The organism is Olsenella sp. An290, from assembly GCF_002159535.1.
Classification (GTDB): domain Bacteria; phylum Actinomycetota; class Coriobacteriia; order Coriobacteriales; family Atopobiaceae; genus Thermophilibacter.
In genome coordinates this window covers 142,135-166,449 of record NZ_NFIU01000002.1, presented here as the reverse complement: position 1 = coordinate 166,449, position 24,315 = coordinate 142,135, and the positions used below count along the sequence as shown (strand labels likewise).

General features: G+C 71.3%; 19 protein-coding genes. 17 read left to right on the top strand and 2 right to left on the bottom strand.

Annotated elements, in window-relative coordinates; translation table 11 throughout:
- Positions 1-59: 59 nt before the first annotated feature.
- Positions 60-287, bottom strand: a complete 228-nt coding sequence (locus tag B5F84_RS02280) for a zinc ribbon domain-containing protein (RefSeq protein ID WP_087320260.1) — start codon at positions 285-287, stop codon at positions 60-62.
- Positions 288-439: 152 nt separating this feature from the next.
- Here B5F84_RS02280 and B5F84_RS02275 point away from each other — a divergent pair, with 152 nt between their 5' ends.
- The 3 genes from B5F84_RS02275 to B5F84_RS02265 all read left to right on the top strand — a co-directional run bounded on the left by B5F84_RS02275 (position 440) and on the right by B5F84_RS02265 (position 8,032).
- Positions 440-1,825 (top strand): thiamine diphosphokinase, encoded by a 1,386-nt coding sequence (locus B5F84_RS02275; protein WP_087320258.1) that lies wholly within the window; start codon positions 440-442, stop codon positions 1,823-1,825.
- Positions 1,826-1,941: 116 nt separating this feature from the next.
- Positions 1,942-2,130, top strand: a complete 189-nt coding sequence (gene rpmB, locus B5F84_RS02270) for a 50S ribosomal protein L28 (protein ID WP_072371255.1) — start codon at positions 1,942-1,944, stop codon at positions 2,128-2,130.
- A 241-nt stretch (positions 2,131-2,371) separates the two neighbouring features.
- Positions 2,372-8,032 (top strand): bacterial Ig-like domain-containing protein, encoded by a 5,661-nt coding sequence (locus B5F84_RS02265; RefSeq protein ID WP_158094457.1) that lies wholly within the window; start codon positions 2,372-2,374, stop codon positions 8,030-8,032.
- 84 nt (positions 8,033-8,116) lie between these two features.
- Here B5F84_RS02265 and B5F84_RS02260 read toward each other — a convergent pair whose 3' ends face one another.
- Positions 8,117-9,280 (bottom strand): amidohydrolase, encoded by a 1,164-nt coding sequence (locus B5F84_RS02260; protein WP_087320472.1) that lies wholly within the window; start codon positions 9,278-9,280, stop codon positions 8,117-8,119.
- Positions 9,281-9,426: 146 nt separating this feature from the next.
- Between B5F84_RS02260 and B5F84_RS02255 the strand changes: the two genes are divergently transcribed.
- The 14 genes from B5F84_RS02255 to ffh all read left to right on the top strand — a co-directional run bounded on the left by B5F84_RS02255 (position 9,427) and on the right by ffh (position 24,286).
- The gene (locus B5F84_RS02255) at positions 9,427-9,774 is read left to right on the top strand and encodes an Asp23/Gls24 family envelope stress response protein (protein ID WP_087320254.1); all 348 of its coding nucleotides are present in this window, start codon (positions 9,427-9,429) and stop codon (positions 9,772-9,774) included.
- A 28-nt stretch (positions 9,775-9,802) separates the two neighbouring features.
- Positions 9,803-11,470 (top strand): DAK2 domain-containing protein, encoded by a 1,668-nt coding sequence (locus B5F84_RS02250; protein ID WP_087320252.1) that lies wholly within the window; start codon positions 9,803-9,805, stop codon positions 11,468-11,470.
- A 5-nt stretch (positions 11,471-11,475) separates the two neighbouring features.
- Complete coding sequence (gene recG, locus B5F84_RS02245; RefSeq protein WP_087320250.1) at positions 11,476-13,638, top strand: ATP-dependent DNA helicase RecG; 2,163 nt, start codon at positions 11,476-11,478, stop codon at positions 13,636-13,638.
- A complete protein-coding gene (rsmD, locus tag B5F84_RS02240) occupies positions 13,635-14,216 on the top strand; it encodes a 16S rRNA (guanine(966)-N(2))-methyltransferase RsmD (RefSeq protein WP_087320248.1) in 582 nt (193 codons plus the stop codon). The genes recG and rsmD overlap by 4 nt, the downstream gene beginning before the upstream one ends.
- 4 nt (positions 14,217-14,220) lie before the next feature.
- A complete protein-coding gene (gene coaD, locus B5F84_RS02235; RefSeq protein WP_087320246.1) occupies positions 14,221-14,751 on the top strand; it encodes a pantetheine-phosphate adenylyltransferase in 531 nt (176 codons plus the stop codon).
- Between the two features lie 128 nt (positions 14,752-14,879).
- A complete protein-coding gene (locus B5F84_RS02230; RefSeq protein ID WP_087320244.1) occupies positions 14,880-15,377 on the top strand; it encodes an ATPase in 498 nt (165 codons plus the stop codon).
- Positions 15,378-15,379: 2 nt separating this feature from the next.
- The gene (locus B5F84_RS02225) at positions 15,380-15,979 is read left to right on the top strand and encodes a DUF177 domain-containing protein (protein WP_087320242.1); all 600 of its coding nucleotides are present in this window, start codon (positions 15,380-15,382) and stop codon (positions 15,977-15,979) included.
- A gap of 120 nt (positions 15,980-16,099) precedes the next feature.
- On the top strand, positions 16,100-16,279 hold the full coding sequence (rpmF, locus tag B5F84_RS02220; RefSeq protein ID WP_087320240.1) for a 50S ribosomal protein L32: 180 nt from the start codon (positions 16,100-16,102) through the stop codon (positions 16,277-16,279).
- A gap of 143 nt (positions 16,280-16,422) precedes the next feature.
- On the top strand, positions 16,423-17,412 hold the full coding sequence (gene plsX, locus B5F84_RS02215; protein ID WP_087320238.1) for a phosphate acyltransferase PlsX: 990 nt from the start codon (positions 16,423-16,425) through the stop codon (positions 17,410-17,412).
- Positions 17,413-17,468: 56 nt separating this feature from the next.
- Positions 17,469-17,708 carry a phosphopantetheine-binding protein gene (locus B5F84_RS02210; protein ID WP_087320236.1) on the top strand — a complete coding sequence of 80 codons (240 nt, stop codon included), beginning with the start codon at positions 17,469-17,471 and terminating at the stop codon, positions 17,706-17,708.
- A gap of 12 nt (positions 17,709-17,720) precedes the next feature.
- Entirely contained in the window at positions 17,721-18,449 is a 729-nt protein-coding gene (gene rnc / locus B5F84_RS02205) for a ribonuclease III (RefSeq protein ID WP_087320234.1), read from the top strand.
- 21 nt (positions 18,450-18,470) lie between these two features.
- Positions 18,471-22,010: a chromosome segregation protein SMC gene (gene smc, locus B5F84_RS02200; RefSeq protein WP_087320232.1), complete on the top strand. Its 3,540-nt coding sequence runs from the start codon at positions 18,471-18,473 to the stop codon at positions 22,008-22,010.
- Positions 22,011-22,910: a signal recognition particle-docking protein FtsY gene (gene ftsY, locus B5F84_RS02195; protein WP_087320230.1), complete on the top strand. Its 900-nt coding sequence runs from the start codon at positions 22,011-22,013 to the stop codon at positions 22,908-22,910.
- A 2-nt stretch (positions 22,911-22,912) separates the two neighbouring features.
- A complete protein-coding gene (ffh, locus tag B5F84_RS02190) occupies positions 22,913-24,286 on the top strand; it encodes a signal recognition particle protein (protein WP_087320228.1) in 1,374 nt (457 codons plus the stop codon).
- Positions 24,287-24,315 lie beyond the last annotated feature (29 nt).

Genomic DNA, 24,315 nt, shown 5'->3' with positions numbered 1-24,315 from the left:
GAGAGCGCTTGGCCCCGCGTCCCGTGTGCCCAGGGCGCGGCTCGCGCGGCTCGCGGCGGCTACTCGCTGTGCGGGCAGCCCGCGCACTTCTCGGGCTTGGGGGCGCCCTTGCCGCGCTGGTCGGTGTTGTAGAAGCCGGAACCCTTGAAGACGATGCCCGAGGGGTCAAAGACGCGCTCGGCCTCGTGCCCACAGGTGGGGCAGCTCACCTTGGGATGCGCGCTCATCGGGTGCTCGACCTCGAAGGTGGCGCCGCAGTCGGGGCAGTGGTAGTCGTAACGAGCCATGGTTTCCTCCGTGAGGACTCAGACGTTCAAACGCTCTTACTTTACCCAACGCGCGCCTCGACGAGCGCGAGGTTTTGCGGTCGCGCGTATATCATCATATCTGTGCCGCGTGGGCCGCCCGCGAGAAGGGCGGCCGGGAAGAGGGGGAAGCGATGGAGCTGGCGGGGGCGATCTTTGACTGTGACGGGACGCTTGTGGACTCGATGGGGATGTGGAGCCACGCGGCCGCGTGGCTGTGCGCCCGCCACGGCGCGACGCCGCCGCCCTTTGACCGCATCGAGGCGCTCTCCCTGCGCGACACCTGCGCGCTCCTCCATGACGATCTTGGGATAGGGACCTCCCCCGAGGCGCTCTACGAGGAGCTCTGCGCCCACGTCCGCGACGCCTACGAGCACGAGGTCGCCCTCATGCCCGGCGCCCGCGCCTTTCTGGAGGAGCTCGCGGCGACGGGGGTCCCCATGGTCATCGCGTCGTCAACGCCGGTGCGCGAGCTGCGCTGCGCGCTCGCGGCCCACGGGATCGAGCACTTCTTCGCGGACGTGGTGAGCACCGAGGACGTCGGCGGGCGCGACAAGGAGTTCCCCGACGTCTACCTGGAGGCGGCGCGCCGCCTGGGCACGCCGCGCGAGGCGACCTGGGTCTTCGAGGACGCGCCGTTCGGCGTGCGCACGGCACGCCGGGCGGGCTTTCCCGTGGTCGGGCTCCTGAACGAGCACGACGGCCGGCGCGAGGAGGACGTTCGCCCCTACTGCGACGTCTTCGCCCACGGATTCGCCGAGCTCTCGCCGGCCCTCCTGCGCGACTACGAGCGCCCCGCCGCGGCCCACGGCCGGCCCCTCGCCGCGCTCGTGGTGGCGGGCTCCCCGGAGCCAAGCTCGCCCGAGCTCGTGGCGAGGCTCGCCGACGAGGCGGACTATGTGGTCGTCGCCGACGGCGGCGCCGACGTCTGCCACGCCGCCGGGGTGGCCCCCGACGTCTTCTGCGGCGACGCGGACTCCGCCTCGGACGAGGCGGCGCGCTGGGCCCGCGCGGCGGCGCGGACCTGCGTGGGCTTTCCTGCCGAGAAGTACGCCACCGACCTCGCGCTCGCCCTCGACTGCGCGCGCCACGAGGCGACCCGCCGCGAGGCACCGCTCGCGGTGACCCTCACCTGCGCCGCGGGCGGGCGTCCCGACCACGCCTTGGCCGTCGTGGGGCAGCTCGCCTCCGCGGGTGCCGCCCGCGCGCGCCTTGTGGAGGACGGCTTCGAGATGAGGATCGTCTCGGCGGCGGGGGAGCGCGCCTGGCGTCTGGGCCCCGAGGCCGTGGGCCGGACGTTCTCCGCGATCGCGGTGGCGCCGGGCACCCGCATCGACGAGCGCGGGATGCGCTGGGAGCTTGACGACCACCCCATGGAGCTCCTGGGGGACCTCGGCGTCTCCAACGTCGTCACGAGCCCCGCCGCCGAGGTGGCGTGCCGCTCGGGCGCCGTCGCCGCCTTCCTGCTCCCCGAGGAGCGGGAGACGGGCGGCCGGCTCCCAAGCATTTGTGGCGCGTGACAAAAACGCCACAAATGCTTGGGGTTTTAGGTTGCAGGGACAGGCGCATGTGCTATAGTTGGCGAGCTGTGTAAAAGCGGGCGCGAGAAGAGCGCCGCGCCCCCGAGGAGGTAAGCATGTCCAAGGTCTGTGAGTTCTGCGGCAAGCACGCCGTTGCCGGTCATTCCATCAGCCACTCCCACCGTGTGGTGAACCGCACGTTCAAGCCCAACATCCAGCGCGTCACCGTGGTCGTCGACGGTCACCGCCGCAAGGCCAACGTGTGCTCCCGCTGCCTCAAGTCCGGCAAGATTGCCCGCAGCTAGGCTCGTCGCATCGCGCAACGCTGATCTGCACGGGAGGTCGCCTCGGCGGCCTCCCGTTTTCTGTGACGCACCGCCACGGGACACAGCGGCGACGCTCCGTCATTCCCGTAGGGCGCCTGTTCGACCGCCCTCTGCCGCTGACGTGCGTGTCTTCTGGTACCATGGCTGCATCTGAATGCCTGCGGGAGGGGGTAGATTTCCCTCCCTTGGAGCGCGCGTGCGCGGGGAGCTGATTCCATTGGTGCAGAAGAAGACTTGGGCGGCGGGCATCACCACGGCGGCCATCGTGACCACGACACTGGCGGCCCCTGGCATCGCCCAGGCCCAGCCCGGCACGACGACGCTCTCGGCGGTGGGCAGCCCGCTCCTGTCGACGCGCTCCTGGGCGCCCTTTGACAACGACGCCCTCTTCTCCGAGTTCGTCAACCGCCTCTTCTACGGCGGCCCGTTCGTCTCGTTCTACAGCACGAGCGGCCACGACCAGCTGAGCGGCCTCGCCCTCGAGGTCTACGACGCGCTCCACGACGAGATTACCCCGATTGCCCTGGGCGAGCACACGTCGACGAAAGACATCATGCTCCCCGAGCATACTTGGACCCTTGAGGAGCTTGGGATCGAGTACAACGGACATGACACGGACTTCGGTCCCGCCACCACGCTCTACTCTGACGCAATCAGCCGCGCCCTCGACGCCCTGCTCGACGACTGCCCCTACGAGCTCTACTGGTACGACAAGACGGGGGATAACGGCGGCGGCACGCGGATGCTCTTCAGTATCAGCTGCGACAGTATCGAGGTCACCCTCACCCCCTCCGTGAGCATGGGCGTCGCGCTCGACTATCGCGCTGACCCGGCGGACGCCTACACCGTGGACGGCACCGACGCCCAGCGTGCCCTCAAGGCCCGCGTCAAGGCGCAGGAGATCGTCACTAAGAACGAGAACAAGAGCGACTACGAGAAGCTCAACGCCTACCGCGATGCTATCTGCGAGCTCGTGTCCTACGACGATGAGGCTGCTGACCCCAGCACACAGACCCCCTACGGCGACCCCTGGCAGATCGTCTCGGTCTTTGACGGGGAAGGGGAGACCAAGGTCGTCTGCGAGGGCTACGCCAAGGCCTTCCAGTACCTCTGCGACCTCTCCCACTTCAACTCGAACATCCGCTGCACCACCGTGCACGGCGTCATGGACGGCGGCACCGGCGCGGGCAACCACATGTGGAACGTCATCCGCATGGGCGACGGCCGCACCTACCTCGTCGACGTCACCAACAGCGACACGGGAACCATCGGCCAGGACGGCGGCCTCTTCATCGAGAACTATGACCATATGATTGGCAACGATTACTGTTCCGGCTACGTCTTCAAAATCGGCGACGCCGAGATTTCCTACATCTACGACAAGGCCACGCTCGACCTCTACCCGGCCGACTACCTCACCATCTCCCATGAGCCCTACGACGACTCCGCGGTCGTCGTGGACGTTGACCTCTCCGACGCGACGGTGAGCGTCTCGGGCACCTACACCTACACCGGTGCGGCCCAAACGCCCCCTGCCGACGCCCTCACCGTGACCGTCAACGGCGAGACGGTCCCCACGGACGCCTACACCGTCCAGGCGAGCGACAACGTGAACGCCGGCACCGCCACGGTCACGGTCACCGCCAAGGAGGGCAGCGGCTACACCGGCTCCGCCACGGGAACCTTTGTCATCGGCAGGGCCACGCCCCAGGTGAGCGTCTCGCACTCGGGCGGCCAGGTCTTCCCGAGCACCCCGCTCGAGGACATCGAGAAGAACCTCCAGGTGACCTCCAACGTCAAGGGCGCCCTTGCGCTCGGCGACGCTGAGCTCACCGTTGGCGAGAACGCCCTCGCCTGGACCTTCACTCCGGAGGACTCCGCCAACTACGAGACGGTCACGGGCACGCTGACCCTCACCGTCTCCGAGGACGTCGTCACCTCCATCGCCATCACGACGCCGCCCACCAAGACCTCCTACGCCTACGGCGAGGCCTTCGACCCCGCCGGCATGGTCGTCACGGCCACCTACGCGAGTGGCCGGACCGAGCCGGTCTCGGGCTACGCGGTCGAGCCGGCGGGCCCGCTCACCACGGTGGGCGAGAACACGATCACCGTCTCCTATAAGGGCAGCACCGCGACGCTCTCCGTCACCGTGGCCCCGCAGGCGATTACCCCGACCGTGACCCTCTCGGGCGCCGAGGGCCTCGTCTACGACGGCTCCGAGCAGCGTCCCGCCGTCTCCGTCACGGCGGACGGCTCGGCGCTCGACCCCGCCGAGTACGTGGTCACCTACGCCGACAACGTCAGCGCCGGCACGGCCACGGTGATGGTGAGCGACGCCGCGGGCGGCCGCTACCAGTTCGAGCCCGTGACCGCGAGCTTTGAGATCGCGCGCGCCCGCCTTGTCCCGAGCGTCGAGGGCACGACGTCCAAGACCTACGACGGCACCACCGCCGTCACGGGCGGCGACCTTGCCATCGCGCTCGCCGGCGTCGTAGCAGGAGACGACGTCACCGCCACGGCCACGTACTCCTACGCGGACGCCAACGCCGGTGAGGGCAAGGACGTCCTCGTGTCCGGCCTTGCCCTCGCGGGCGCCGACGCGGCCAACTACGAGCTCACGGCGAGCGAGCTCACCGCCGCGGGCGTGGGCTCCATCGCCAAGGCGACGCTCTCCGGCGCCGTCACCTACGAGGGCCCCGAGCTGTGGACCGGCAGCGACCTCTCCGAGGTCGCGCAGGGCCTCACCTGGGCGGGCACGCCCGCGGACGCCGCGGTCTCCCTGGCCCCGGGTACCGCGCTCGTCGAGGGAACGCGCACGTACGCCTGCACGGTGACGCCCGCCGACACCCAGAACTACGAGACCCTCGAGACCACAGTCGAGCTCACCGTGGCCCGGGACGTCGTCACCTCCATCGCCGTGACGACGCCGCCCACCAAGACCTCCTACACCTACGGCGAGGCCTTCGACCCCGCCGGCATGGTCGTCACGGCCACCTACGCGAGCGGCGCCACGAGCGAGGTCGCGCCGGAGAGGCTGTCCTTCTCGCCCGAGGAGCTCACCGTCGCCACGACCCAGGTGAGCGTGGCCTACGAGGGCATGAGCGCCACGGTCGGCGTCACGGTGGCCCCGCGCGCCGTCACGCCCACGCTCGAGCTCACCGGCGCGGACGGCCTCGTCTACAGCGGCCGGCCGCAGGAGCCGGGCGTTGTGGCCCGTGACGGCGACGCCGCGATTCCGGCTTCGGAGTACGTGGTCACCTACCAGGGCAACGTCGACGCCGGCACCGCCACGGTGAGCGTCTCGGACGCCCCGGGCGGCAACTACGAGGTGGACACGGCCTCCGCGACCTTCGAGATCGCGCCGGCGCGCCCCGCGCTCTCCGTGAGCGCGCCCGCCGGCGGCGCGACGTACGGCAGCCCGGTCGCGCTTGCGCTCACCCTCGAGGGCGTGGCCGGCGAGGCCCCGTCCGCTACCGCCACGGTGACGGTCGACGGGGTCGAGCATCAGGTTGTCATCACCAACGGCTCCGGCGCGCTCGAGCTGGACGGCCTCGAGGCGGGGAAGCACGCCGTGAGCGCCTCGGTCCCCGCCGCGGGCAACTACGAGGCCGCCACGGCCTCCGCGTCCTTCTCGCTTGCCAAGGCCACGCCCCAGGTGACGGTCACCGAGGTCAACCCTGACCTTGTCGTCTACCCCACGACCGACCGCACGCTCGTCGCGTCCAACTACGCCGCCCAGGCAGACCCCGCCGTCGAGGGAACCCTGTCCGTTGAGCTTCCCGCGTCGCTCACGCCGGGCGACCACGAGTGCGCGTGGACCTTCACGCCGGCGGACACGGGAAACTACGAGGTCGTGCGCGGTACCGTCACCCTCACGGTCGTCGAGGACTCCCTCGCCTCCATCGCCGTGACCACGCCGCCCACCAAGACCTCCTACACCTACGGCGAGGCCTTCGACCCCGCCGGCATGGTCGTCACGGCCACGTGGGCCTCCGGCCGGACCGCGGACGTGAGCGGCGCCGTGTCCTATGAGGCGGCCCTTGCGGTGGGGCAGACCGAGGTCGAGCTCGCATACGCCTCGGGCGGCAGGACCGTGACGTGCGCGGTTCCCGTCACGGTCTCCGCCCGCGCCGTCACGCCCACGCTCGCGCTCACCGGCGCCGAGGGCCTCGTCTACACGGGCTCCGCCCTGGAGCCGGGGGTCGTGGCAATGGACGGCGACGCCGTGGTCCCCGCCTCCGAGTACGTGGTCTCCTACGCCAACAACGTCGACGCCGGCACCGCCACCGTGACCGTGACGGACGCCCCCGGCGGCAACTACGAGGTGGGCACGGCCAGCACGACCTTTGAGATCGCCCGCGCGCAGGCCGCCCTCTCCGTGAGCGCCCGGACGGAGGGCGCCGCCGTCGGCGACCCCGTTACGCTCTCCGTGAGCCTCACGGGCGTCTCGGGCCGGGGGCTGGACGGCACCGTCACCGTGCGCGTCGACGGCGCCGACCACGAGGTCGCGGTCGCGGGCGGCGCGGGCTCCCTCACGCTCGAGGGGCTCGACGAGGCCCGCACCTACGAGGTCTCCGCCTCCTTCGCCGGCGCCGCCAACTACGAGCCGGCCACGGCCGCCACGTCCTTCTCGATCGCCAGGGATACACCCGAGGTGAGCGTGACCTACGCGGGCGGCCAGATCTTCCCCACCACGCCGCTCTCCGAGGTCGAGAAGAACCTCCAGGTGGCGTCCGACGTCCCGGGCACGCTCTCGCTCGACGCGACCGAGCTCCAGGTGGGCACGCACGACTACGCGTGGACCTTCACCCCGGCCGACCCGGCCGCCTACAACGAGGTCACGGGCAGCGTGACCCTCACGGTCTCCCGCGACGCCCTCACGGGCATCGAGCTCACCTCCGCGCCCTCCAAGACCTCCTATGTCTTTGGCGAGGCCTTCGACCCCGCCGGCATGGTCGTCACGGCCACCTATGCGAGCGGCCGCACGGCCGACGTCACCGCGCTCGTGAGCTTTGAGCGCGCGCTCGAGGTGGGGCAGACCTCGGTTGCCCTCACCTTTGCCGACGGGGCGGACGTGGCCACGGCCACGGTCGGCGTCACGGTTGCCCCGTGCGCCGTCACGCCCACGCTCGAGCTCACCGGCGCCGACGGCCTCGTCTACAACGGCCGGCCGCAGGAGCCCGTCGTGTCCGTCCTCGTGGACGGGGAGCCCCTCTCCGCCTCGGAGTACGTGGTCACCTACCAGGACAACGTCGACGCCGGCACCGCCACGGTGACCGTGACGGACGCCCCCGGCGGCAACTACGAGGTGGCCACGGCCACCGCGACCTTCGAGATCGCGCGGGCGCGCTACGGCATCGAGGTGCCCGCGCTCGACGCCACCTTTGACGGCACGCCCGTCGACCTCACGACGGACGACGTCACGGTCATCGGCTACGGCCAGGAGGTCCTCGTGACCCTCTCCTGGCAGGAGCGCACGGAGGACGGCTGGCGCCAGCTCGACGCCGCCCCGTCCGAGGTCGGCTCCTACCGTCTCGTGGTGACCGTCACGAGCGAGGACCCCAACTACGAGCCCACGACCGAGCGCGCCTTCGAGTTCTCCATCCTCGCGTCGGCCGAGGAGACGCCCGAGCCCGGCGACGGCGGCCAGGGCGGCACCCAGGGCGGCGCGCGTCCCGGCGGCACCCAGACGCCCGCCGGCCAGACGCCCGGCACCCAGGCGCCCGGCGCCACCGCCCCCGGCACCTCGGGCCACGGCCCCGGCGAGCTGCCCGGGACCGGTGACGCGACCACCCTCGCCGGCACCCTGGGAGCGCTGCTCGCGGGCGGCCTCGCGTCCGTCGCGGCGGCCGTGCGCTCGCTGCGCCACAGGCCGTAGGCACGCCCCACGAACGAGCCGGCGGGCCGGGACCCCACGTGGGCCCCGGCCCGCCTTTCATGCCGCGCCCGTTCCCGAGCGCGGCTAGTCCATGAGGACGAGGCGACGGTAGCAGTCGAGCCCGCAAAGCAGCGCGCGCTCGTCGAAGTCAAAGCGGTCGGAGTGCAGGGGAATCCCCGTCCCCGTGCCCAGAAGGAGGAACACCCCCGGGAGCTCCCGCTGGTAGAAGGAGAAGTCCTCGGCAATGAGCAGGGGCTCCTCGATCCGCCCGAGCTCGGGCAGGGCCGCCGCCACGCGGCCGAAGAGCGCCTCGTCGTTGGTCACGGGCGGGTAGCCCTCGGAGAAGGAGAGCTCGACCGCGCAGCCCTCGGCGCGGGCCGTCGCCTCGGCGACGCGGCGCACGCCCTCGCGGGCGCGGTCGAACATGGCGTCCGAGAAGACGCGCAGGCTGCCCTCCGCCCGGGCCTCGCCCGCGATGGCGTTGCGCACGGTCCCCGCCTCGAGCCGCCCGAAGCGCAGCAGGCACGGCTCGCCCGCCTCCCGTGCGAGGCGGGCGCACAGGGCCTCGGCCGAGGGGACGAGCCTGGCCGACGCCGCAAGGGCGTCGCGGCCCTCCCGCCAGCGTGCGATGTGGCTCGAGCGGCCCCGGAAGCACGCCGTGACCTCGCTCGAGCGGGCGAGGAGCGCCCCGGCCCTCGACGCCACCGCCCCGAGGGGGAGGTCCGGCCAGAGATGGAAGCCAAAGACGCGCTCCGCGCGCACGCTCCCAAAGACGCCGCTCGCGCAGACGCGCGCCGCGCCGCCCGTGGTCTCCTCGGCGGGCTGGAAGACGATGAGGACGTTGCGGGGGAGGTCAGCGGCGCGCGCCTGCGGATCCTCGCCCGCCAGGACGCGCCCGAGCCAGGTCGCCGCGGCAAGGGCCATGGCCATGTGCCCGTCGTGGCCGCAGGCGTGCATGCGCCCGGGGCACCCGCTCGCGTAGGGGGCTCCCGTGCGCTCGGCCACGGGCAGCGCGTCCATGTCCGCCCGCAGGGCCACCGTTCGCTCGCGGCCGAGGTCAAAGTAGGCGCAGAGCGCGCCCTCGCAGGGGGCGAGGACCTCGCAGGGCAGCCCCTCGAGGACCCCTGCCACGTAGGCGAGGGTCTGGGGCAGCTCGTCGTCGAGCTCGGGGATGCGGTGAAGGTCGCGCCGGTAGCGCGTGAGCTCCCCGAGCGCGCGGTCCTGCTCGCCGTCGTGTCCCCTTGCCATGCCCATGTGACCTCCCGTCCTTGCGACCTGCGCAAAGTATAGCGAATGCGCGCGCGGGCCCCGCCTCGTGTGGCCTGCGCTATAATCCTTGGAATTGAGAGCAACGCCCAAGGAGCACGCTCGTCCTTCCAGCGAGAGGAGACCACATGTCCGGTGCCGTTCCAGGAACGCTGAGGGTGTCCAACGACTGCATCGCCGACCTCGCGGGCTACGCCGCCCTCGAGTGCTACGGCGTCGTCGGCATGGCCGAGATCGACGAGCAGGCCGGCGTCGCGCGCCTGCTCCCCTCCTTCCGCCTGAGGAAGGGCATCGACGTCGCCGCCTCGGGCGGCCGCGTGGGCGTGGACCTGCACGTGATCGTGGAGCAGGGCGTCAACATGTCCTCCGTCGTCAGCAACCTCACGAGCTCCGTCAAGTTCCTGCTGAAGCAGATCGCCGAGCTCGACAACGTCGACGTGAAGGTCCACATCGAGGGCCTGCGCAACGCCCGCTAGTCCCGAGCACAGAACCGAGGTCCCCAAGATGATTTCAAGCGTCATTCGCGCGTGCTTCCCCGTCGCCGCCAAGGTCGTGGCCGACCGTGCCGAGGAGATCAACAAGCTCAACGTCTTCCCCGTGCCCGACGGCGACACCGGAACCAACATGTCGCTCACGCTGAACACCGTGGTCCGCGAGATCGAGGCGCTGCCCGCCTCCGCCACGATCGACGACATCGCCAAGGCCATCACGCACGGCTCGCTCATGGGCGCGCGCGGCAACTCCGGCGTCATCACGAGCCAGATCCTGCGCGGCATCGCCGAGGGCCTCTGCGACGCCAAGAACCAGGAGCACCCCACGCCCGCCGACGTCGCGCACGCCTGGCGCCGCGGCGTGAAGGTGGCCTTCAAGGCCGTCCGCAAGCCGGTGGAGGGCACCATCCTCACCGTCCTGCGCGACGTCTCGGCCAAGGCCGACCAGCTCGAGAAGAACCGCGACCTCGCCACCCGCGACATGCTCGACGCGCTCGTCGTGGAGGCCTACGAGTCCGTGGCCCGCACGCCCGAGCTCCTGCCCGTCCTCAAGGAGAACGGCGTCGTGGACTCGGGCGCCTTCGGCTTTGCCACCTTCCTCGAGGCCTTCGTCAACGCCGCCACCGGCAAGTCCGGCGAGCTCACCGACTTCAAGACCACGGTCGACGCCAAGGCCGACGTCTCGGCCAAGGTCCAGATCGAGCTCAACGACGACTGGGAGGGCTCGGAGTACCGCTACTGCAACGAGTTCCTCTTCAAGGCCGAGAAGCCCTTCGACGTGGACGCCTCGCTCGCCCACCTCGCCACGCTCGGCGACTGCGAGCTGATCGTGGGCGCCTACCCCGACTTCAAGGTCCACGTGCACTCCAACGAGCCCAACCGCGTGCTCGAGTACATGCTCCAGTTTGGCCAGGTCTACGAGGTCTTCATCCACAACATGGACATGGAGTCCCACGACCGCACCGCCAAGATCGCCGCGGACCAGGCGGCGGGGGACGAGAAGGACGGGCCGAGGAAGGCGCTCGGCTTCGTGGCCGTGGCGGCCGGCTCGGGCGAGGAGGAGATCTTGCGCTCGCTGGGCGTGGACGTGGTCGTCTCCGGCGGCCAGACCATGAACCCCTCCACGGCCGACATCCTCTCGGCCGTCGAGGAGGCCAACGCCGACGCCGTGATCGTGCTCCCGGGCAACGGCAACATCCGCATGGCCGCCGAGGCCGCGGCCTCCGCCTGCGAGGACGCGCAGGTGGCCGTGGTCCCCACCAAGACCGTGCTCCAGGGCTTCTCCGCGATGTTCGTCGCGGACCCCGAGGGGACCCTCGAGGACAACGTCGAGGCCATGACCGAGGCCATCTCCTGCGTCCGCGGCGGCGAGGTCACCACTGCCGTGCGCGACTCGGCCGCCGCCGACGGCACGCCCATCCACGCCGGTGACGTCATGGGCATCCAGGACGACTCGATCGAGGTGGTGGGCTCCGACGTCACCCAGGTGACGCTCGACCTCATCGCCAGGATGCAGGACGAGGAGGAGGGCGACTCGCTCACCATCCTCGCCGGCCAGGACCTGGACGACGATGCCTTCGAGGCGCTCGTGGCGGCCATCGAGGAGGCCCAGCCCGACCTCGAGGTCGACCCGCACCGCGGCGAGCAGCCCCTCTACCCCGTGATCTTCTCGATCGAGTAGGGCGCGTGGGCACGCGTCCGGCCATAGCGTCCGCTGCGGAGAGGGTGCAGAGAACCTGCGCCCTCTCCGACTCTGTGTCGAGGCTGCGCTACGCGACGGGCGCGCGCGGCGAGGCCCTCGCCCGGCTCGGGCTCCGCCGCGTGCGGGACCTCCTGCTCCACGTCCCCCACCGCTACCTCGACTTCACGCGCGTGGTGCCCATCGGCTGCGCGGACGTGGGCCAGGACGCCACGGTGGTGGCGACCGTGGACCGCGTGCAGCTCAAGCGGCCCCGCCCGCGCATGCAGATCGTGGAGCTCTCCGTGGCCGACGAGACGGGCGTGCTCGTGGCCACCTTCTTCCGCCAGCCCTGGGTGGCCGAGCAGGTGCGCCCGGGCGACCGCGTGGCCCTGTCGGGCAAGGTGACCTTCGGCTACGGGTTCAAGCAGATGAAGGCCCCCTTCTACGAGGTGCTCGGCTCCGAGGGGAGCGCCGCGGGCTACGCGCGCGTGCTCCCGGTGCACCCCGTGGGGGAGGGCGTGAGCGTGCCGTGGATGCGCCGCATCATGGCGGCGGCCCTCTCGGACGTGGGGGACGTCTGCGACTGGCTCCCGGCCGGGCTCTGCGCCCGCCACGGCCTCATGACGCTCGCGCGCGCCCTGCGCGAGGTCCACTTTCCCTCCACGCCCGCGGCCGCCGAGCTCGCCCGGCGCCGGCTCGCCTACGACGAGCTCCTCTGCCTCCAGCTCGCCCTGCTCTGCCGTCGGGACGTCGAGCTCGCGGGCGTCGAGCCGACCTGCCACGTGACCTCGGGCCCGCACCTCGAGGCCCTGCTCGCCGCGCTGCCGTTCACGCTCACCGAGGAGCAGCGCCTGGCCGCCGACCAGACCCTCGCGGACATGGCCGCCCCGCGCGTGATGAACCGCCTGCTGCTCGGCGACGTGGGCACGGGAAAGACCGCCGTCGCCTCCGTCGCGCTCGCCGCGTGCGCCGACACCGGGACGCAGGCCGCCGTGATGGCGCCGACCTCGGTCCTCGCGCGCCAGTACGCCGAGAAGCTCGGTCCCGTCCTCGACGCCGCGCGCGTGAGCTGGGCGCTCGTCACGGGCTCGACCCCCTCCGACGAGCGCGCCCTCATCGAGTCCTCCGTGGCGCGCGGGGGGACCACGGTGGTCTTTGGCACGACCGCGCTGCTCTCCGAGGGGCTCGAGTTCTCCCAGCTCTCGCTCGTCGTGATCGACGAGCAGCACCGCTTTGGCGTGGACCAGCGCGCCGCCCTGCGCCGCAAGGGCGCCGGGGCCGACCTGCTCGCCATGACGGCGACCCCCATCCCGCGCACGCTCGCGCTCTCGCTCTACGGCGACGTCTCGCTCTCCGAGATCAGGCGCCGGCCGCGCGCGGGCGCGGGCGTGACGACCAAGGTGATCGCCCCCGACAGCCTCGACCTCGCCTGGGGCGCCGTGCGCGACGCCGTCTCGCGCGGCCGGCAGGCCTACGTGATATGCCCGCTCGTCGACGACGCCGACGACGGCTCGGAGCTCGACGACGTCCCCGAGGGGCTGCGCTCGGCCGCGCCGCGCCCGCGCTCGGCCGTCTCCACGGTCGAGGAGCTGCGCACGCAGGTCCTGCCCGGCCTTGCCTGCGACCTCCTGCACGGCCGCATGCCCGCCGCCGAGAAGGACCTTGCCATGGAGCGCTTCCGCTCCGGCAGGACCCAGGTCCTCGTCTCCACGACGGTCGTCGAGGTGGGCGTCGACGTCCCCAACGCGACGGTGATGGTGGTGCTCGACGCCGACCGCTTCGGCCTGGCCACGCTCCACCAGCTGCGCGGGCGCGTGGGCCGAGGCGACGAGGCGGGGACGGTCTTTCTGAGCTGCGCCGCCAAGCGCGGCAGCGCCGCCCGCACGCGCCTGGCCGCCCTCGAGGCCACCTCCGACGGCTTCGAGCTCGCCGAGCTCGACCTCAGGCTCCGGCACGAGGGCGAGGTGCTGGGGTACCGCCAGCACGGCGGCGTCACCCTCAAGATCTCGGACCTCGAGGCCGACCGCGACCTCGTCGAGGCCGCGCACGCGGACGCCCGCGCCCTGGCAGACGACGACCCGCGCCTGTCCGCGCCCGCGCACCGCGCCCTTGCGATCGAGGTGCGCGACCGCTTTGGCGCCTACTTCGAGGAACTGGAGCGAGCATGAGGATCGTTGGAGGAAAGTGGCGCGGACGCGCCATCGAGGCGCCCGAGGGGCGCGGGACCACGCGGCCCACGACCGACCGGACGCGCGAGGCCATCGCCTCGATGATCCTCTCGGCCGCGGGGCTCGACCTGTCCGGGAGCGCGGTGCTCGACGCCTTCGCGGGGTCGGGCGCCATGGGGCTCGAGCTCCTCTCGCGCGGCGCGGCGCGGGCCACCTTCGTGGACCGCGACCGCCGTGCCGCCGCGCGCGTGAGGCGCAGCGCGCGGGCGCTCGGGGCGGGGGAGGGGGAGTTCTTCTCGCTCGCGGGAGACGTCTTCCAGCTCGCGGGGCGCGGCCTTGCGGGGGCGCCTTTCGACGTCGTCTTCCTGGACCCTCCCTATGCCGTGGAGGCGGAGCGGGTCTCCGGGCTTGTCCGCGAGCTCTCCCGGACGGGGCAGCTCGCGGACGGGGCCGTCGTGGTCTACGAGCACGCGGCGTCGGCGCCCGGGCTTTCCTGCCCGGGCCTGCTCGAGCCCAGGAAGAGCAGGACCAAGGGAATCTCGACCGTCGACCTCATGGTCGCGGTGAAGGGGGAGTGAGCGCATGGCCGCCGAGCCCATCATCTCGCACGTCGTCGTCCCGGGCACCTTCGACCCGGTCACCCTGGGCCACATCGACGTCATCCGCCGTGCCCGGAGGCTCTTTCCCCGGGTGACCGTCGCCGTGGCCGCCTCGGCCAACAAGAACGGCCGGGGCACGGCCTTCACCCTCGAGGAGCGCGTCGAGATGATCCGCGAGGCGCTCCGCGTGGAGGGGCTGCCCGACGACATCGAGGTTGCGCCCTTCCGGGGGCTGCTCGTGAGCTTCTGCCACGAGCTCGGCGCGGGCGGCGTGGTCAAGGGCCTGCGCGCGATGACGGACTTCGAGTACGAGCTCCAGCAGGCCGACCTCAACAGCCACATGGCGCCCGACCTCGAGTCGATCTTCGTCATGTCGAGCCCGGAGTACGGCTACGTCTCGTCCTCGATCGTGCGCGAGATCGCCGCGATGGGCTCCGACGTGAGCATCCTCGTCCCCGCCAACGTGGACGAGCGCCTGCGCGAGCACTACGGCGCCGAGGCCGCCCAGGCCTAAGTGAGGCGTTGAGGCCCCGCGCCCCGCGCGCACGTTTCGTGCAGAGGTCCCCAATCTGCTACTATGCTAGGGAGATAGGCTCTGACTCGGGCCCGCGCGCCCGCTTGATCAGGTGAAAGGAACCATAGATGCAGCCAGGTGAGGAAATCGAGAGCTTGGTCGACGAGCTCGAGCAGATCGTGAGCGAGGCCAAGTCCCCGCTCATGGACAACGGCCAGAAGAAGATCGTCGACGCCCAGGACATCTATGAGATTCTGGACGAGATTCGTCGCGTCTTCCCGCAGGAGTTCACCGACGCGCGCCGCATCCTCAAGGAGGAGCAGGAGCGCATCGACAGCGCCCAGCAGCAGGCCAACTCCATCATCGCGGACGCCCAGCAGCAGGCCATGATCCTCGCGGGCGACCAGGAGATCGTGCGCCTGGCCCAGCAGCAGGCCGACGGCATCCGCGACCAGGCCGCTCAGTACGAGCGCGACACCCGCTACAACGCCGAGGAGTACGCCGACACCGTGCTCGCGCACCTCGAGGAGAACCTCAAGAGCCTCACGAGCTCCGTGACGCGCGTGCGCCAGACGCTCGACGAGAACTCGGGTGCCCGCAACACCACCAACAACGTGCCCTGGTAGCCATGGAGCCGCTGATCGTCTCCCTTGACGAGCGCCTGGCCAACCCCGGGGACACCTGGACGCTGGCGGGCCACCTCGACGAGCCCTCCTACGAGCTCGGCGACCACGAGTTCCGCCTTCCCTCCGGGATCGACTACGACCTCGTCCTCACCAACGCGGGCGAGGGCATCCTCGCGACGGGCCTCGTGCGCGCCCATGTGGTGGGCACCTGCGACCGCTGCCTCGAGGACGCGGCCTTTGACGTTGACGCCGAGGTCGACGGCTACTACCTCTTCGAGGAGCCCGAGCAGATGGGCGAGGACGAGGACGAGGCCGACTTCGAGCTCGTCGCGCCGGACAACACGATCGACCTCTCGGGGGCCCTTGCGTGCGCCCTCGTGATGGAGACCCCCTTCGTGGTGCTCTGCCGCGAGGACTGCGCGGGGCTCTGCCCGGTCTGCGGCGCCAACCTCAACGAGGGGGACTGCGGGCACGCCTCCAAGCTCGCCGCCGAGCGCGAGCGGGAGCGCCTGGCCGCCTCGCCCTTCTCCGCCCTTGCCGGGCTCGACCTGGGGGAGGCGGGGGAGCAGCCGAGCGGCTCCCCGGAGCCCAAGCGTGGATAATTGCTGATTTCGTGCTCTTTGGGAAGAGACGTGCTATAGTACTTCCTCGCATGACTTTGGCGATAGCCTGCCTCCGTGCGCGAGCGGAGGGGCATACGTTTGCGAACAGGAGAGTTTGACATGGCAGTACCCAAGCAAAAGAAGGGCCGCAGCGCCACCCACACCCGTCGTTCCGCCAACAGCAGGATCGACGCCCCGGCCCGTTCCGTGTGCCCGCAGTGCGGCGCCCCCAAGCTTCCGCACCACGTGTGCCCCAACTGCGGCCACTACAAGGACCGTGAGGTCATCGTCACCGAGTAGTGACGCACAAGAGCGCGCCCGTGGGGCCGGCCCGTTGGGGCCGGCCCCCTTTTGTATCGGGGGGGCGGCCTCGCCCCGGCATTCGGCGCGCCGTTGCGGCATAATGGTGAGGTTGGAGAGCGTTACGGCCAGAAGGAGGGGTCATGACCACGATATGCGTTGATGTCATGGGTGCCGACAAGGAGCCCGAGGAGCTTCTGCGCGGCGTCGAGCAGGCGCTTTCCGCCGACCCCGACCTCGAGGTCCTCGTCGCGGGCGACGCAGGCGTCGTCGAGCCCTTCTGCGCGTCGCACGCCCGCGCCCGTGCCCTTGTCACCACCGAGGTCATCTCCATGTCCGAGCATCCCGCCCAGGCCGTGCGCCAGAAGAAGGACGCGAGCATCGTCCGGGCGGCCGCGGCCGTGCGCGCGGGGGAGGCCGACGGGCTCTTCTCGGCCGGCTCCACCGGCGCCGTGCTCACGGCGGCCACCTTTGGCGTGGGGCGCCTCAAGGGCGTGAAGCGCCCGGCGCTCTCGCTGCCGTTCCCCGGCGTCTCCGGGAAGAGCACGGTCTTTCTTGACATGGGCGCCAACGCCGACGTCAAGCCCGACGTCCTCGTGCAGTTCGCGCACATGGGCCGCGCCTACGCGCGTGCCGTCATGGGCGTCGCCGAGCCGCGCGTGGGCCTTCTCTGCAACGGCTCGGAGGACACCAAGGGCTCCGAGATGGCGCTCGCCTATCACGCGGCGCTCGAGGCGGGCGACTGCGGATTTGCGGGCAACGCCGAGGGGACCGACATCCTCGCCGGCACCTTTGACGTCATCGTGGCCGACGGCTTCACCGGCAACGTGGCGCTCAAGTCCATCGAGGGGACGGGCAAGTTCGTCCTGTCGCGCCTCAAGGCCGCGATGGGCGCCTCCCTCACCAACAAGCTCGGCATGGCGCTGCTCAGGGACGCGCTCAGGTCCATGGCCACGGAGCTCTCGGGGGACGAGTACGGCGGCGCGGTCCTTCTGGGCCTGCGCGCCCCCGTCGTGAAGGGGCATGGCGCCACGAGCGCCCGCGCCGTCTGCCAGGGCACGCTCGCGGCCGCCGCCGCGGTGCGCGCCGGCCTCACGGAGAAGGTCGCCGCGGCCTGCGACCTCTCGCGCTAGCAAGGCCGCCCACAGAAGAAGCGGGGCGCAGGCGCCCCCGTCGCAAGGAGGAGAACATGGATCGTGACGCCATCTTCGAGAAGGTCGTCGAGGTCGTCGAGGACACCCTCTCCCTCGGCGAGGGCACGCAGCTCACGGAGGCCACCGAGTTCAAGAGCCTCGGCGCCGACTCGTTTGACCTGCTCGAGCTCGTGACCGCCATCGAGGACGAGTTCGGCCTCACGATGGACGACGAGGCCGTCTCGCGCGTCGCCACCATCGGGCAGGTCGTCGACGCCATCGAGGCGGCCCAGTAGGGGGCACGTTCGTTGAAGATGCATCGCCGGGTGGCCGAGGCGGAGCGCGTCTGCGGCCACCACTTCGAAAACCAGGACCTCATCGTCGCCGCGCTCACGCACCCGTCGGCGGCCGAGGGCAAGTCCCATGCGGCCTCCTACGAGCGCCTCGAGTTCCTCGGCGACTCCGTCCTGGGGGCCATCGTGGCCATGGACCTCTTCACCCGCTTCCCCGAGATGGACGAGGGCGAGCTCACCCAGGCCAAGATCTCGCTCGTGTCCGGCCGCATGCTCTCGAGCGTGGCCGAGCGCCTCGGCGTGGGCCCGCTCATCCTCATGGGCGAGTCCGAGCGTGGCACGGGCGCCCGCGGCATGCACTCGGCCCTCGAGAACGTCTACGAGGCCATCGTGGGCGCGCTCTACCTGGACGCCGGCTACACGGCCGCGCACGAGTTCGTCATGCGCACTCTCGGCCCCGAGGTCTCGCCCGCGCTCTCGAAGAAGCCCATCAGCCCCAAGTCGCGCCTCCAGGAGGTCACCCAGCGTGACCTGCGCTGCGGCCCGGAGTACAAGCTCGTCTCCGAGGAGGGCCCCGCCCACGACCCCACCTTCACCTCCGTGGTCATGGTGGAGGGGCGCCGCATCGGGCGCGGCTCGGGCCCCTCGAAGAAGTCCTCCGAGAGCGCCGCCGCCCTCGACGCGCTCGTCCGCATGGGGTACGCCGGCGAGGGCGACTTCGCCGGTGCCGGCATCACCAACTAGCACGAAAGGCAGAGGGATCCGGTGTACCTGAAGTCGCTCACACTCAAGGGGTTCAAGTCCTTTGCCGACAAGACCCAGATGACCTTTGACCCGGGCCTCACCGTGGTGGTGGGCCCCAACGGGTCGGGCAAGTCGAACGTCTCCGACTCGATCCTCTGGGTCCTCGGCGAGCAGAGCGCCAAGATGCTGCGCGGCCAGGCGATGGAGGACGTGATCTTCTCCGGCTCGTCGGCGCGCGGCGCCGTGGGCGTGGCCGAGGTCACGCTCGTGCTCGACAACTCCGACCACACGCTGCCCATCGACTTCTCCGAGGTCGGGATCACGCGCCGGATGTACCGCTCCGGCGAGTCCGAGTACCTCATCAACGGCTCCCCGGCGCGCCTCATGGACGTCCAGGACATCCTGCACGACTCGGGCCTCGGCAAGGAGACGCACTCGATCATCTCCCAGGGCAAGCTCGACTCCATCCTCTCGAGCCGCCCGGAGGAGCGCCGCGCGCTCATCGAGGAGGCGGCCGACATCTCCAAGCACCGCCGCCGCAAGGAGCGCAGCCAGAGGAAGCTCGTCTCGATGGACGAGAACCTCGCCCGCGCCAAGGTCCTCTCGCGCGAGATCGCCCGGCAGCTCCGCCCGCTCGAGCGCCAGGTCGACAAGGCCCGGCGCGCCCACGAGCTCACCGACGAGCTCAAGGGCCTCGAGGTGCAGCTCGCCGTCGACGACCTGCGCCGCCTCCAGGAGAGCTACCTGCGCCTCACCGCCCGCGGCAACGAGGCCGACGCCGCGGTGGAGCTCGCCCAGTACCGCCTCGACGAGAAGAGCGCCGAGCTCGAGAAGCTCCAGCTGCTCCTCGAGGAGAAGGGCCTCTTCGTGGGCGACCTCGGAGAGCAGCGCCGCCGCATGCAGGACGTCCTGGGCAGGATGGACTCCGACATGCGCCTGCTCGAGGAGAAGGGGCGTAACATGGTCGCGCGCCTCTCCGACATGCGGATGCAGCTCTCCTCCATGGAGAAGCAGCGCGGGGACGCCCGCGTCGAGCACGAGCGCGTGGCCAGCGAGCTCTCCGACCTCACCGTCCGCGAGGCCGACCTCAGGGAGGGCCTCGACGAGCTCTCCCGCGCCTCGCACGAGGCGGTGGCACGCCGCAAGGAGCTCGACGCCCGGATCTCGCGCCTCACCGCAGACGAGCGCGCCGCCCGCGCCGAGGCGGACCGCGAGACGCTCGCCTATGCCAAGCTCGAGGACCAGATCGGCAACGCCGAGGTCGAGGACCAGATGTTCGTCTCGCGCCTCGAGCAGCTCGAGGAGAGCGTCCGGACGGCCGAGGAGGCGCTGAGGGAGCGCTCCGAGGCGGCCGAGCGCCTCGCCGGCGAGCTCGAGGAGGCCCGCGGCGAGTCCGACCGCCTCGCGGGGGCCATCAGCGCCCACGCCGGCGAGCTCGAGGCCGCCCGGCGCGAGGAGGCCGAGGCGCGCTCGCAGCTGTCCTCCTCGCGCGCCACCCTCGAGGCGCTGCGCTCCGTGGACGCCGACGTGGAGAAGGCGAGCCCGCTCGTCGCGGCGCTCGCCGAGCGGGGCGACCTCGGCGTCGAGTGCCGGCTCGCCGACCTCATCGAGACCGACCCTGCCGTCGAGGCCCTGCTCGAGCAGCTGCTCGGCGACGACCTCGCCGCCCTCGTCGTCCCCGGCCCCGACGAGGCGGCCACCCTCGCCGAGTCCGCGCTCGGCCTCGCCGACGCGGGCGGGCGGGCGACCATCGTCTCGCGCGCGGCCCGCGCCGCCACGGCCGACGCCGCGGACGCGCCGGGCGAGCCCGTCGTCTCTCGCCTGCGCGTCCCCGAGGGCGCCCGCGACCTCCTTCACGCGCTGCTCGGCGACGTGAGGCTCGTGGGGAGCGCCGCCGAGGCCATGGCCGGCCACGAGCGCGCGCCCCAGCTCACCTACGTGACGGCTGACGGCGTGGCCGTGCTGCCCGACGGTCGCCTCCACGTGGGCACCGCCCCCACGAACGAGGCCGGCGCCCTCGAGCGCAAGCGCCGCATCCGCGCCCTCGAGGCGGGCCTGCCCGAGCTCGAGGACGCGCTCGGGGCCGCCTGCGAGCGCGTCGAGGGCGCCGAGCGCGCCCTCTCCGAGGCCCGCGAGGCGAGCGCCCGGGCCAAGGGGGAGGTCGCGCGCCTCTCCGCCGAGCTCTCCTCGGCCACCTCCGAGCGCGGCCGCCTCGAGGCCCTGCTCTCGGGCGCGGCCTCCGAGCGCGCCCAGGTGACCCGCCGCCGCGAGGCCGCCTCCGAGAAGGCCGCCGAGGCCCGTCGGCAGATCGACGGCCACCGCGCCGCGGCCCGCGCCGCGCGCGAGCGGGCCGAGGCGCTCGAGGGAGAGCTCTCCGCGCTCGCCGACGAGCACGAGGAGGCCATCCGCGCGCAGGGCCAGGCGAGCCGGGCCCTCTCGGACGCCCGCCTCGAGGCCGCCATGGCCAAGGAGCGCAAGAGCAACCTCGCGTCCCGCGAGCGGGACCTCGCGCGCCGCGCGAGCGACCTCGACGCGCGCATCGCCGGCACCGAGCAGGCCGCGCGCGCCCTCGAGGTGGTGCGCCTGCGCGTGGACCCGCTCCACGACCGCTACGAGGAGATCCGCGCCCGCGCCCTCGAGTGGGCGGCGCGCCTCGAGGACCGCGCCTCGCTCGCCGAGGCGGACTCCGACTCCCTCAAGCGCACGATCGGGGAGGCGAAGGACGCCGTCTCCTCGGCCCGCGAGGGGCTCGAGCGGGCCCGCGCGTCCGCCTCCGAGGTCAAGGTCGACCTCGGTCGCCTCGAGGTGCAGGTGGAGACCGCGATCAACGCGATCACGGCAACGGGCGCGATCCTTGACGACGCGCTCGCGCTGCCCTCGCCGGAGGACCGCGGCGCCGCCGAGCGCCGCGTGGCGGAGCTGCGCCGCCAGATCGAGTCCATCGGCCCGGTCAACGAGGTGGCCATGGACGAGTACCTGCGGCTCAAGCAGCGCGCGGACTACATCGGAGAGCAGGTCGAGGACCTCGAGAGCGCCCGCTCCTCGCTCAAGAAGATCACCGCGGCGATCGACCGCAAGATGCGCAGCCGGTTCCTCGCCGTCTTCGACAAGGTGAACGAGAACTTCTCGGAGATCTTCTCGCTGCTCTTCCCGGGCGGCCAGGCGCACATCGAGATGACGGACCCGGACAACCCCTCCGACACCGGCATCGAGATCGTGGCCCAGCCGCGCGGCAAGCGCCTTGCCAAGATGATGCTCATGAGCGGCGGCGAGAAGTCCCTCACGGCGCTTGCCCTGCTCTTCGCGGTCTACAAGGTGCGCACCGTGCCGTTCTACGTCTTCGACGAGGTCGAGGCCGCGCTCGACGACTCCAACCTCTCCAAGCTGCTCGACGCCATCGAGCGGCTCAAGGAGACCACGCAGCTCATCGTGATCTCGCACCAGCGCCGCACGATGGAGCAGGCCGACGTCCTCTATGGCGTCTCCATGCAGGCCGACGGCGTGAGCCGCGTGGTCTCGCAGCGACTCGACCGTACGACCGGAAAGGTGGTTGATGCGTAAATGGGCTTCTTCGACAGCCTGAAGCAGGGACTCAAGCGCTCGCGCGAGGCCCTGAACGAGATCTTCTACATGGGCGGCGAGGTCGACGAGGACTTCTGGGAGGACCTCGAGGACACGCTCGTCATGGGCGACATGGGCGCCGAGGTGGCCATGCGCGTGACCGACGACCTGCGCGAGCGCGCCGCGCGCGAGAACCTCACGCGCGCCGAGCAGCTCCGCGACGCGCTCGCGCGCCGGCTCGCCGCGGAGTTTCCCGCCGCCGAGCGCGACCCCTTCACCGACCTCCCGAGCACCGTCGTCTTTGTGGGCATCAACGGCGCCGGCAAGACCACGACGGTGGGCAAGCTCGCCGGGCGCGCCCGCGAGGCGGGGGTGCCCTGCGTGATCGGCGGGGCCGACACGTTTCGCGCGGCCGCCATCGAGCAGCTCGAGGTCTGGGGCCAGCGGGCGGGCGTGGACGTCGTCACGCGCGAGCGCGGCGCCGACCCGGCGAGCGTCTGCTACGACGTGGTGGACGAGGCCGAGCGCCGCGGCGCCCGCCTCACGCTCATCGACACCGCCGGGCGCCTCCACACCTCCTCCGACCTCATGCGCGAGCTTGCCAAGGTGGTCAACGTCACCCGCAAGCGCTCGTCCGTGCCCGTGACGGTGGTGCTCGTGATCGACGCCACCACGGGCCAGAACGGCCTCAGCCAGGCGCGCGAGTTCAACGACGCCCTCGAGCTCGACGGCCTCATCGTCACCAAGCTCGACGGCACGGCCAAGGGCGGCATCGCCCTTGCCATCTCCAGCCAGCTGGGCCTGCCCATCTACCGCATCGGGGTGGGCGAGGCCCTCGACGACCTCCAGACCTTCGACGCGCTCGACTTCTGCCGCGCGCTCGTGGGCGAAGGGATGTAGCCATGTTCAACTCTCTCTCCGACCGCCTCCAGGACACCTTCGAGCGCCTTCGCGGCAAGGGCCGCCTCACGGAGGACGACATCAACGTCGCCATGCGCGAGATCCGCATGGCGCTCCTCGAGGCCGACGTCAACTACCGCGTGGTCAAGGGCTTTGTCGGCCGCTGCAAGGAGAAGTGCCTCGACGCCGAGGTCCTCGACTCGCTCACGCCGGCGCAAAACGTCGTGCGCATCGTCCTCGACGAGCTGACCTCCCTTCTCGGCTCCACGGACTCCAAGCTCACGCTCGCCCAGAACCGCACGCCCAACGTGATCATGCTCGTGGGCCTGCAGGGCTCGGGCAAGACCACGGCCGCGGCCAAGCTCGCCTACCTGCTCAAGAGCCAGGGCCACAGCCCGCTTCTGGCCGCGTGCGACACGCACCGACCGGCCGCCGCCGACCAGCTCGCCACGCTGGGCGGCGAGATCGGGGTCTCGGTCTTCCGCGGCGACGGGAGGGACGCCGTGGCCGTGGCGTCGGCCTCCATTCGCGAGGCCGTCGACCACCTGAACGACATCGTGATCGTGGACACCGCGGGACGCCTCCAGATCGACGAGGAGATGATGCAGGAGGCCGTGGCCATCAAGCACGCGGTCAAGCCCGACCAGATCCTCATGGTCGTGGACGCCATGACCGGCCAGGACATCGTGAACGTGGTCACGGAGTTCGCCAACCGCGTTGACTTTGACGGCGTGATCATGTCCAAGCTCGACGGCGACGCCCGCGGCGGCGGCGCGCTCTCCGTGCGCGAGGTCACGGGCAAGCCGATCAAGTTCGTCTCGATGGGGGAGAAGCCGGACTCCCTCGAGGTCTTCCACCCCGACCGCATGGCCAAGCGCATCCTGGGCATGGGCGACGTGGTGGGCATCATCGAGCAGGCCCAGAAGGTCGCCGACGAGCAGCAGATCGAGGACGCGGAGCGGATGCTGCGCGAGGGGTTCACGATGGACGACCTGCTCGCCCAGATGCAGCAGATCCGCAAGATGGGCGGCCTCGCCAAGATCATGGGCATGATCCCGGGCATGGAGCGCGCCATGGCGCAGATGCCCCAGGCTGCCGACGACTCCCAGCTCACGCGCATCGAGGCCATCATTCACTCCATGACGCGCGAGGAGCGCGCCCGCCCCAAGATCATAAACGGCCAGCGCCGCCGGCGCATCGCGAGCGGCTCCGGCCGCAGCGTCCAGGAGGTGAACCAGCTCATCAAGCAGTGGGACGAGATGAACAAGATGATGGGCAAGATGCGCGGCCTCGCCGCCCAGGGCGGCGGCAAGAAGGGCCGGCGCGCCATGCAGCAGATGATGCGCAACATGGGCGGCGGAAAGCTGCCGTTCTAGGGCGCCGCCCGGGTGCCGCCCGGGCCCTT